Source organism: Bacillus sp. GMs2/2, from assembly GCF_050172095.1.
GTDB classification, from domain to species: domain Bacteria; phylum Bacillota; class Bacilli; order Bacillales; family Bacillaceae_G; genus Bacillus_A; species Bacillus_A cereus.
On record NZ_JBNLYE010000592.1, the window covers coordinates 1 to 1,813 of the forward strand.

Below are 1,813 nucleotides of genomic sequence, written 5' to 3' on the forward strand. Positions count from 1 at the left end.
TATTGCGGTTGATAGTATAGACTGCATCAAGACTTTAAATAGAAATTGTATATTTAGTCATCCTTTGAATTGTAAAGTTTTTTTAGTGATTTGTAAGTGGAGATGCAAAATTGCATATAAAATGATGAGTATCCTTTTTTGGGGAGCTTTTTATTTTTAATCTGAAAATTAACATTTGTGAAAATGTTGAGAAAGGATATAAAATAAGAACGTGTATTCTTACAGAGTGGAATAGTATTGCCACTAAATAGGGAGGCTTTTTTATGATATATCGAATTAAAGATGCAGAAATATATTATGAAATTGTGGGAGAGGGTAAACCGGTCATTATCATACATGGCTGCGCCCCTGACCATAGGTTAATGATGAAATGTATGGAATCAGTATTTCAGAAGTATGAAGGTTATAAGCGAATATATATTGATTTACCTGGAATGGGAAAATTGAATGCTCCAAATTGGATAAATAGTTCAGATCGTATAGTAGAAGTGCTTATCACATTTATTGAGGAAATCATTTCTACTGAAAAATTTTTATTGGTAGGAGAATCATATGGAGGCTATTTAGCTAAAGGTATACTTGCAAAGATGTTTGAGAGAGTTAGCGGATTACTATTAGTATGTCCTGTTGTTGTAGCGGAGCCAGAAAAAAGGATTCTTCCAGATAAACAGGTAATTGTACAAGATGAGGAATTTTTAAATACGCTCACTTCCACAGAAAGAGAGGAATTTTGTGAGTTAGCTGTAATAGCAAATGAATATACATATAAGCGATTTAAAGAAGAAATTAAGCCTGGGTTAGATGTTGCTAATGATGAATTTATTGAAAGGTTGCAAAAGAATTACTCTCTTACTATGGATTTTCAGCGTGAAAAATATGAAAATCCCGTTCTTTTACTGACTGGAAGACAAGATATATCAGTAGGTTATCAAAATATTATAGAAATTATTGAAGAATATCCAAGGGCAACATTAGCAGTGTTAGATATGGCAGGGCATAATTTGCAAATTGAGCAGCCTGAATTATTTGAGAGTTTAGTAGGAGAATGGATTAGACGAACAAATCAGCACAGTTTATAAAGTATTTTAGTATTACGCCTAAGTGTTGAAATGGGATAAATGAACGTGAGTTATTAACTTATCTCGCTATTTTCCTGTAAAAGCCCGATTAGTAAGGGCTAATTAAAGTTTCACTTTATAAAAAATTTTAAGGAGAAATTATGAGAACATATATTTATATGGTTAGACATGGTGAATCACCAAAACTAGAAGGAAATGAAAGAATGCGCGGGTTAACTGAGAGGGGACATATGGATGCCCGTAGAGTAACTGACATATTAAAAGCGGAGAGGATTGATACTTTTATTTCAAGTCCTTATAATCAGGCTATGCTAACGATAGAGGAGTCAGCTAATTTCCATGAAAAAGAAATAGTAGTATATGAAAATCTTAAAGAGTGTATGTTTTCAAGTGAGGATCAGGTTATATCAGACAAAGAGGTGTATCCACTTGTACAGAAGATGTTCTCTAATCCGGACTTTGCACGAACGGAAGGAGAGTCATATGCAGATTGCCAGAGAAGAGTAGTGAAAGTATTAAAAGAAATCTTATTGGATTTTCAAGGACGCAAAATTGTAATTGGTACACATGGGCTTGTCATGACATTAATGATAAATTATTTTGATAAACAATATGGTTTTGAATTTTTAATGAATACGTCAAAACCGGATATATATAAGATGGAGTTTAAAGAAGAACAATTAATGAATGTGGAGAGATTATGGAAAGAGGAATAAAATTAGTTGCATGGATTT

Annotated in this window: 2 protein-coding genes; both read left to right on the top strand. The window is 32.5% G+C overall.

The window, feature by feature from the left end; genetic code table 11:
• The first annotated feature begins 263 nt into the window (after window positions 1–263).
• The gene (locus tag ACQGS6_RS27695; protein WP_025966577.1) at window positions 264–1,079 is read left to right on the top strand and encodes an alpha/beta fold hydrolase; all 816 of its coding nucleotides are present in this window, start codon (window positions 264–266) and stop codon (window positions 1,077–1,079) included.
• A 140-nt stretch (window positions 1,080–1,219) separates the two neighbouring features.
• On the top strand, window positions 1,220–1,795 hold the full coding sequence (locus ACQGS6_RS27700) for a histidine phosphatase family protein (RefSeq protein ID WP_025966576.1): 576 nt from the start codon (window positions 1,220–1,222) through the stop codon (window positions 1,793–1,795).
• Window positions 1,796–1,813: the final 18 nt, after the last annotated feature.

What these genes read in the sequence shown, in the direction of transcription:
- ACQGS6_RS27700 (WP_025966576.1), top strand. Translation starts at nt 1,220, where the DNA reads ATGAGAACATATATTTATATGGTTAGACATGGTGAATCACCAAAACTA.
- ACQGS6_RS27695 (WP_025966577.1), top strand. Translation starts at nt 264, where the DNA reads ATGATATATCGAATTAAAGATGCAGAAATATATTATGAAATTGTGGGA.